Source organism: Providencia sp. JGM181 (genome assembly GCF_018257375.1).
Lineage (GTDB): Bacteria > Pseudomonadota > Gammaproteobacteria > Enterobacterales > Enterobacteriaceae > Providencia > Providencia lanzhouensis.
Window position 1 is genome coordinate 1 of sequence record NZ_JAERJY010000144.1, and the last position, 9,258, is coordinate 9,258.

The window sequence follows — 9,258 nt, forward strand, 5'->3', positions numbered from 1 at the left end:
CTATCCTATTTTTTGCGGATTAAATTATGAATAACCATGATGATATTTTAGCTCTATTAAAAACAGCTCTAGAAAAGTCACTGAATGTAATTGTATTAAAAGAAAACATTGAGAATGAAATAATTTCTATTTTTAAACTAATAGAAAAATCAACAAATAGCATTGTTTGTATCAGCATTGAAAATCAACCTAAAGCAGATACGCTTTCACGGTTAAGCAATTCAGTCTCTAGTTATGACAAAGCTGTCATATTGAATAACAGCGAAAATGATTCCATCAAAAATACGTTATGCGCTTACACCATCAATAGGGAGTTAGGATTTCCTGTTCTAATAAAATATGATAATGAAGAATTTTCATGTAATGACATCAGTACATTAAAAATAACGCTTAAAAATATCATTACTCACCCTAAGTCATCCATGATGATTGCTAATATATTTAAAGGCCGAGATACGTGCTATTGATACACATATTCATCTAAAATTTTAAGTATGGTTCCATTTAACATCCAGAGTACACCTAGTTCCAACAGGATGAACTTGCTATCATTCTTCATTTGATGTGGACTTTAGAAGGAGCTCGTTGTGTCTGACAATGACGTTTTTACACAGTTAACCCAATTACTAAATAGCCAAAATGCAAAATATCGTGTGATGGAACACCCAACGGCGGGAAAATCTGAAGAAGTTGCAAAAATCCGCGGAACGCAGCTAGGTCAAGGCGCTAAAGGGTTAGTCTGTCATGTGAAAGGAAATGGTATTCGCCAGCATGTTTTAGCCATCTTACCTGCTGATCAACAAGCAGATTTAAGTAAAATTGCCAAAGCCATTGGCGGTACTCGTGCCTCATTAGCTAGCCCGAAGGAAGTCGATGAACTCACCCACTGTGTCTTCGGCGCTATCCCGCCATTTAGCTTTCATCCATCACTGAAGCTTATCGCTGACCCCTACCTGTTTACCCGCTTTGATGAACTCGCGTTTAATGCGGGAAGCCTAGAGCGCTCAATTATTCTCAATACCCAAGATTACCAGCGTATCGCGTCACCCACTTTAGTCGAGTTTATTCGCACAGATGATGAATAACTCATCACACTGATTGATTAGGAGCCACCATCATCAGCTGGCTCCTAAATGATACTCAACGCGGTTTATCCAAATAATAGGCAGCAATGGTTTCAACAACAATCTGCTCATTGGGTATAACATCATAATCTGGAATAGTAGCAATGAAATTTACCGTTTGTTTTGGTTTAATTGAGCTAGTCACCCTATAGTTTGTTTCCCCAATAAACACGCCATCCTTCAGTAGTTCAAATCTAATATAGGTCTGATATAAAACAACATTTGAAACATTCGTAATGTTGCCAATTATCTCAGGATAATCCAGTTGATCATTATATTTAATTTCAATCTGACTGATATTAATCGGTGCGGGATATGCGACCGCTTTTTCCGAGGATGCATAAAGAAAAGAAGAAAAATAGCTACTAATAATGGAAACCAACAAAATAGAACGATAAGAAGCCAGTAAATGAAAAATACGACAAGTTAATTTTTTCATAGGCGTTGACTCAAATTAAAACTGCATGAGTTTGATACTGCATGAGCAAACCTAACACCTGACTGCTTAATTAACGTACTCGTATTATGATAATAAAAAAACTGCGGTAGTCACAAAATGATGGGTAATTAATCCTAAAAAGGGCTATCTCGCGATAACCCTTTAAATTGAAAAAATGAATTTTAAGCACTATAAGCCATTAATGAGTTTGGTCATACTGCTCGCTAGCCTCTTTTAAGGCCTGAAAATCCGAACTGCAAATAAACACTTTCAATGCTTCGAATTTATCTTCATGCCATTCATAGATCTTCAACGCTAATAATTGCTCTATTACATCAGGGGAAAAACGCGTATTAATGGGCTTTGCCGGGTTACCACCAACAATGGTGTAAGGCGCCACATCTTTAACCACAACACTGTTTGCCGCAATCACCGCGCCTTCGCCTATATGAACACCCGGCATGATAAATGCCCGCATCCCAATCCAAACGCCATCGCTAATAATGGTATCGCCTTTACCAATATAGGCTTCTTCAATATGCTCAAGAAAAGGATACAAACAGAACCAATCTAATCGATGGGTATGATTTCCCCCCATCAAAATAACGGCTTCAGCCCCAATACACACATAATCGCCAATATAGAGTTGGTCTACATCCCAAGCTAATTGCCAATCTCGGCTCTGTTCATCGCCTTGTAAATAACGCACCACGGACGGTTCAAAACCATCATCCCAGCAATCACTATAATAACTGTGACATCCTTTAATATGGATATTGGGGTTTTGAACAACTTCATGTAATAACTGCGTTTTCGACCAATGTTTATTTATCATGGTAAATAACCTTCAAATCAGTATTTAATTACCATAGAACGCATTCTATGGTGATGTAATTGCGTTCACACTACATCACCACTAACCGATCCTCGGCTGCTTTAACAATGGGTTATTCATCATATCGGTTACTCTATTTTTTCTATTACGGCGGCCCGTTTTATACTGGTTTTTCTTGCAACTAATCCGAAAACACATCCCGCTAGCATCACCAGCGCAAGGGACAATTTTGGCGCTATTGGTAACGCAATTGCACATAACCCTAATACAGCGCCACCCGCCATTTGCACAAATCCCACGAGGGCTGATGCCGCTCCGGCTTCATTGCCAAAAGGTTCCAATGCATAGCTGGTCGCGGTACCCATCATAAAGGCAAGCCCAGTACAGGCGCAGGCTACTGGCAGCATATACACTAACCAATAGGTTTGTGTTTCAGGTGAAAGCACCATCAAACCGAATAATAAACCGATGCAGCCGAGTGCCATCATGACACTACCAATAGATAAACACGCTGGACGCCCCATTTTTCGAATGCAGTAGTTCGCGATATAACTCGCCAGCATGATCCAGAAACCATTAACACCAAAGACAATTGAAAATTCGAGAGGCGATAACTTAGCATCCCCCATTAATACGCTAGGAGCTAGAGAGACATACGTCAGCGCCATGCCCATTGCGCCGGCATTGACTAACGCGAAAATCAAAAAATGCTCGCTGGTTAAAATTCGAAAATAGCTCTTAAATTGAAGCTTTTTAACCTGCTGTAAGCTGGCTGGGCGTGTTTCTGGTAGGAAAAATAGAATCAGCAAGAAAATTGCCACAGCGTAAATCGCCAAGAACCAAAATGGCGCTCGCCATCCCCACGCTTCCGCCAGCAGTCCCCCTAATAAGGGCGCCAAGGCAGGCACAATATTGAGTGTTCCGTTTAAAAAACCAAATGCTCGTGCGGCTTCAGTCCCATTCATACGGTCGCGGACACAGCTAAATGCCACCACGGAGGTGCAGCATACAGCCACTCCTTGTAACAGCCGGGAAGCAATAAATAACCCTGCCGTCGTTGAAAATGCGGCGACAATGGAGCCAGCCAAATAAATCGCTAACCCAATGATAGCGATAGGCTTGCGACCAAATCTATCGACTAGGGGTCCTGAAATTAGCTGTCCAATCCCTAAGACTAAAATAAATAATCCAATGGTCGATTGGATTATTGACTCGCTACTCCCTAAATCTTTAGCGATAGCAGGAATAGTCGGTAAATACAGGTCTATCCCAAGAGGCCCTAATAGGACTAAAAGTAATAATAAAGCGAGAAATTTATGCATATGACCGATTCTGAACAGGTGAGTTATCGATAGCGATTTTGAAAATGGCTATCGATAATATCAGAATTTCTGTATAGATATCGAATCTTATCGATACTTGGTAATGGCGTGGACGACTTCAGTGCCTCTTATTGGCTGTAAATCATCATTATCAATCAACACACGAATATCTCTTGGTAATAACCTTTCGTTCAATAAACGATTCACGGTACGCTGGTTATCGATCCGATAAATGGTATATCGAATTAATTGGGTAGAGCCTAAATTGTCAAAATAATAATATTCATTCCCTTTTTTCCATACCTGACCAAATCTGTGATGATCTAAATCCCCCACCTTTTCCCAAGGTGCGCTATTCGTCTCATTGAAATGATAAATTTTTGTACTCCGTGAAATTAACCCCGGATTTTTATTGGTTCCCCAAATCTCAGAATCCTGTAGATAATAAGTTTGGTTATTATGAGTGAATACTAAGGGAGCTATTTCCTTTAATTCACCGTCAATAAATGGATTCGCCCCTGCTCGAACAATAATTTCTTTTTCTCTATGATAGAAAAATACGCCATCTTTCGATAAAAATAATGCTTGATTCACATGCTGACCATTACGGCTTATTAGCTGATAAGGAGCGTGCTGCTCAGGAAATACAATATCATTCATCGTAACATTGCCTGATTGCGGATCAATCAAATACCCCTCTTGAAATAAGCCATCCAATATCAAGCTGTATAAACCAGAATGGCTCTTTATTGGCAATTTATATTGGTCATAATAGACGTTCAGATTATCACGATAAAAATGAAGGCTATCTCGTACAGAATTATCATCTTGTAGCGTACCAATATCCTGTAGGCTCGCAGGGTCAGCATCTGGCATATATTCGCCTTGATAAAAAACGCGCTGCCCATCTGTTGCCAAATAACGTGACAATAATGATTGATATGGCGTCGATGATGCAGGAAGTGGTTTCATCGGGTAAATATAGGTTTGCGGTTTATCCCCTAAATCCCAGCCATATAACCAAGACTGAAATAATTCATCCATTGTTGAAAGCTCATAATTCCTTACTGAGCCCATTGAACAATATATGGTCTGATTTCCATCGGTAAAATAGTTATTTCCCAGCGATTTTGCACTGTTCGGATTAAATGCAGGGATTTCCAAGTTTCCACAATAAGCATGGTTTTTATCTATCGCAAACTGGCCCTCATAATAAGTGCCTTCCGGTAATAATTTAAAACTCGCAGGATCGGCATCCTTCATCAGATAAAAGCCATTGCTCGGCACACTCGCATAAACTTTATCATTATAAATAACGTAAATACTGTAACCGACTTTTTCGCCCTTACTGTCGACTTCATGATACGGCTCGTCATTCATCGATAATATCATTCCTGATATAAGCGCTATCGAGACGAGAAGAGTGACGCCAACTACCATTAAACTTATCGTTTTGGATTTCATGCTGTGAAATACCTATTCTGTTTTTTTAATCTATTTTTGTCTGGGTATTCAACGGGAAAAGCGTGAGGAAAGAAATACTCGAAGTCTGAAAGTGTCTAAAAAGTTAAAAATAAAAAAGGCGCTCGATTGAGCACCTTTTTTCACTTACGGAAGATAACCTTGCGGTTTATTCTTACTCCATCCACTCAGTGTGGAAAACGCCTTCTTTATCAGTACGTTTATAAGTATGAGCACCAAAGTAGTCACGCTGCGCTTGGATTAAGTTCGCTGGCAGTACCGCTGAGCGGTAGCTATCGTAGTAAGAGATAGCCGCTGAGAATGTTGGTGTTGGGATACCGTTTTGAACGCCGTAGCAGACAACATCACGCAGAGCTTGTTGGTACTCATCTGCGATTTGCTTGAAGTAAGGTGCTAACAGCAAGTTTGCGATCTGCGCATTGTCATTGTATGCATCAGTGATTTTTTGCAGGAACTGTGCACGGATGATACAGCCAGCACGGAAGATTTTCGCGATTTCGCCGTAGTTCAGATCCCAGTTGTACTCATCTGACGCTGCTTTCAATTGCTGGAAGCCTTGAGCGTAAGAAACGATTTTACCTAAGTAAAGTGCGCGGCGTACTTTCTCGATAAAGACTTTTTTATCGCCTTCAACCGTTTTCAGTACCGGACCGGTTAAAACTTTAGATGCTGCAACACGTTGGTCTTTCAGGAAAGAGATATAACGCGCAAAGACAGATTCAGTGATCAAAGTCAGTGGGATGCCAAGATCTAAAGCACTTTGGCTAGTCCATTTACCGGTACCTTTGTTAGCTGCTTCATCTAAAATCACATCAACCAGATATTTACCTTCTTCATCTTTTTTCTTGAAGATATCCGCTGTAATTTCAATCAGGTAGCTGCTCAGTTCGCCTTGGTTCCACTCAGAGAACGTTTCCGCCAGCTCTTCATTGCTCAGGTTCAGAGAACCTTTTAATAAAGAGTAAGCTTCTGCGATTAACTGCATGTCACCGTATTCGATACCGTTGTGAACCATTTTCACATAATGACCGGCTCCGTCTGGACCAATGTAAGTCACACACGGTTCGCCTTCCGCTTTCGCTGCAATCTCTTTTAAGATTGGGGCAACTAATTCGTAAGCTTCTTTTTGTCCACCAGGCATGATGGAAGGGCCTTTCAGTGCGCCTTCTTCACCACCGGAAACACCTGTACCGATGAAGTTGAATCCTTGTTCTGACAATTCGCGATTACGACGGATAGTGTCTTTGTACAGCGTGTTACCACCATCGATTAAAATGTCGCCTTTGTCTAAATGTGGCGTTAATGCAGCAATAGTTTTGTCTGTTGCTTCACCCGCTTTAACCATCAACAGGATGCGGCGTGGTTTTTCCAGAGAGTCGACAAACTCTTCAATCGTGTAGTTGGGAACTAATTTTTTCCCTGGATTTTCGGCAATGACTTCATCAGTTTTATCTTTTGAACGGTTAAAAATAGAGACTGAATAACCGCGACTTTCGATGTTCAGGGCTAAGTTGCGACCCATGACTGCCATTCCGACAACACCAATCTGCTGCTTTGACATGAAAAACTCCTGTCTGATTAGGACCAAGTCAGCCTCGATTGTGCTGACATTCTGTTAACGGGATCACATGTTAACTCAGGATGATGCTCCATGGTAGTTATTGATGCAATCGATAAACTAATCGAATCATTTTTTGCCAAATATCACGCTACTTGAATGAATTTTTATTGATATTTAAGTCAACAAACCTCATTATTCACCAGTCGGTATAAGCCGTCATATCAGAAGGTAAAACAAACTGTATGGAATGGATCGCAGATCCTTCGATTTGGGCGGGTTTAGCTACCCTAATCGTTCTTGAAATCGTTCTTGGTATTGATAACCTCGTTTTTATCGCCATTCTGGCCGATAAACTCCCAGCTAAACTGCGTGATAGAGCTCGTATCACAGGGTTAACGTGTGCCCTGGTAATGCGTATCATCCTGTTATTCAGCCTTTCATGGTTGATCACGCTGACCCAACCTATTCTAACTCTATTTGAGCATCCATTTAGCGCCAGAGACCTGATAATGCTTATCGGGGGGATATTCCTCTTGTTTAAAGCCACCATGGAGCTAAACGAGCGGTTAGAAGGAAAGGACGAACATACCAATAACCAACGTAAAACCTCCAATTTCTGGGCGGTTGTCGCGCAAATTATCGTATTGGATGCGGTGTTCTCATTGGACTCCGTGATCACTGCGGTCGGTATGGTTGACCATATCGGCGTTATGGTTGCAGCGGTGACTATCGCCATGATGTTAATGATCTGGGCAAGTAAACCACTGACCAGCTTCGTTAATGCGCACCCAACCATCGTCATTTTGTGCTTAAGCTTCTTACTGATGATTGGTTTCAGCCTTGTGGCTGAAGGTTTTGGTTACGCCATTCCAAAAGGTTATCTGTATGCAGCGATTGGTTTCTCTATCATGATAGAGATGCTCAACCAGTTTGCGCAGTTTAACCGCCGTAAATTCTTAAAAGGTAGCCGTCCTCTGCGTGAACGTACCGCAGAAGCTGTCTTACGTATTTTAAGTGGTAAAACTGAACGTGGTGAATTAGACGCAAGAACCTCTGATTTAATCTCCGATAATCAATCTGTGTTTGACCCACAAGAGCGCTTAATGATTGCTCGTGTATTGGGTATGGCGCAACGTAACGTCGAAAGTATTATGACGTCCCGCCACGACGTCGATTATTTGGATATTAACAAATCGTCTGCAGAACTGATTGAACTGATGGAAAAAAATCCACACTCACGTTTTGTTGTTGTCGATGAAAGTATCGGTGATGACCCGATTGGCGTGGTTTATGTGCTGGATTTAGTCAAACAGCAACTTAGTGGTGAACAACTGAATTTACGTGCACTGGTTACTCAGCCGCTTATTTTCCCTGAAGGTTTATCACTGTTAAAAGCGTTAGAACAGTTCCGTAAAGCACATACCCACTTTGCATTTGTGGTCGATGAGTTCGGCTCAGTCGAAGGTATCGTGACATTAACCGACGTGATGGAAACTATCGCAGGTAATTTACCCGTTGGCGATGAAGAAAATGACTCCCGCCATGACATTCAAAAATTGGACGATGGTACATGGATTGCCAATGGCTTTATGCCACTGGAAGATTTAATTATGTATATCCCAATGGAGCTGGATGATAAGCGCGAGTATGAAACCATCGCGGGTCTTTTAATGGAGCATTTACAACGCGTTCCAGAAGTGGGTGAGCAAGTCGAAATCAATGGCTGTATTTTCCAGCCCCTTGAGGTGAATAGCCATCGCGTGAATAAAGTTTTGATTACACCACCAGCACCAGTAGGTGATGGCTACGATTATGTGGATGACTAATCTTAGTTAATGCAATGTGTGATTAAGACAAGTCACGATTAATACAATCTAAATACCGGCTTTTATCTTAATATTGAGCCGGTATTTTTTTGTCGAAAGAATTGCTGCCGTATAACCATTAATAAAAGTAGTGGCGTTTTTTTAAAGAGAAAATTATTTGCGTGTTGAATAATTCAAATCGTTTAATAACCAATCTTTAATGAGGCTCTACCTATGACTATAATTAATAACACCCAACCAGTTCAACTGCGCCGTGTAAGCACAACGAATTTGGCTGGAAATACAATGACATTTCCGCAGTTAGCAACGAATGTGAAAAATGATTCAATCCAGCACCCTCAAAAGGGGGAAAGTAAAAAAACTGTTCATTTAAAAGAAATTAAAAATCTGAAAAAGGATATTTCAACGGCATTAACACAAATTAAATCTAGCATTGACCGCATGATGGATAGCCGTACGCCATCATGGAAAAAAGACCCTGCAAGCATCAAAAATCAGCTAACAAAACTTACAAGTTCAATCCAAACATATCAAGACAAATTAGATAGCACTTCATATAAGCATCATCATTCAAAACAAGAAACACTCACAAAACTAAATGCTGCAATTTCAGAAAATAAAAACAAAATTAATACCATTGAAAATGAAATATCGCGCAAGAATGTATCT

General features: G+C 40.7%; 9 protein-coding genes. 4 read left to right on the forward strand and 5 right to left on the reverse strand.

Going from position 1 to position 9,258, the window contains the following annotated elements; all coding sequences use genetic code 11:
• Positions 1 to 26: 26 nt before the first annotated feature.
• Positions 27 to 467, forward strand: a complete 441-nt coding sequence (locus JK188_RS14825) for a hypothetical protein (protein WP_211885004.1) — start codon at positions 27 to 29, stop codon at positions 465 to 467.
• 189 nt (positions 468 to 656) lie between these two features.
• The gene (locus tag JK188_RS14830) at positions 657 to 1,085 is read left to right on the forward strand and encodes a YbaK/prolyl-tRNA synthetase associated domain-containing protein (protein ID WP_249215424.1); all 429 of its coding nucleotides are present in this window, start codon (positions 657 to 659) and stop codon (positions 1,083 to 1,085) included.
• Positions 1,086 to 1,140: 55 nt separating this feature from the next.
• On the opposite strand, the gene JK188_RS14835 is transcribed toward JK188_RS14830, so the two are convergent.
• The 5 genes from JK188_RS14835 to gndA form a co-directional block, all read right to left on the reverse strand.
• Entirely contained in the window at positions 1,141 to 1,563 is a 423-nt protein-coding gene (locus JK188_RS14835) for an FxLYD domain-containing protein (RefSeq protein WP_211885002.1), read from the reverse strand.
• Positions 1,564 to 1,762: 199 nt separating this feature from the next.
• Positions 1,763 to 2,398, reverse strand: coding sequence for a CatB-related O-acetyltransferase (locus tag JK188_RS14840; protein WP_211885001.1), 636 nt, complete (start codon positions 2,396 to 2,398; stop codon positions 1,763 to 1,765).
• Positions 2,399 to 2,526: 128 nt separating this feature from the next.
• Complete coding sequence (locus JK188_RS14845) at positions 2,527 to 3,720, reverse strand: multidrug effflux MFS transporter (RefSeq protein WP_211885000.1); 1,194 nt, start codon at positions 3,718 to 3,720, stop codon at positions 2,527 to 2,529.
• Positions 3,721 to 3,807: 87 nt separating this feature from the next.
• Positions 3,808 to 5,100: a DKNYY domain-containing protein gene (locus JK188_RS14850; RefSeq protein ID WP_249215364.1), complete on the reverse strand. Its 1,293-nt coding sequence runs from the start codon at positions 5,098 to 5,100 to the stop codon at positions 3,808 to 3,810.
• A 256-nt stretch (positions 5,101 to 5,356) separates the two neighbouring features.
• Positions 5,357 to 6,763 (reverse strand): NADP-dependent phosphogluconate dehydrogenase, encoded by a 1,407-nt coding sequence (gndA, locus tag JK188_RS14855; RefSeq protein ID WP_108478980.1) that lies wholly within the window; start codon positions 6,761 to 6,763, stop codon positions 5,357 to 5,359.
• Between the two features lie 242 nt (positions 6,764 to 7,005).
• Between gndA and JK188_RS14860 the strand changes: the two genes are divergently transcribed.
• Positions 7,006 to 8,589 (forward strand): TerC family protein, encoded by a 1,584-nt coding sequence (locus tag JK188_RS14860; protein ID WP_036949673.1) that lies wholly within the window; start codon positions 7,006 to 7,008, stop codon positions 8,587 to 8,589.
• Between the two features lie 213 nt (positions 8,590 to 8,802).
• A partial coding sequence (locus tag JK188_RS14865) for a hypothetical protein (protein ID WP_211888662.1) occupies positions 8,803 to 9,258 on the forward strand: 456 nt, incomplete at its 3' end.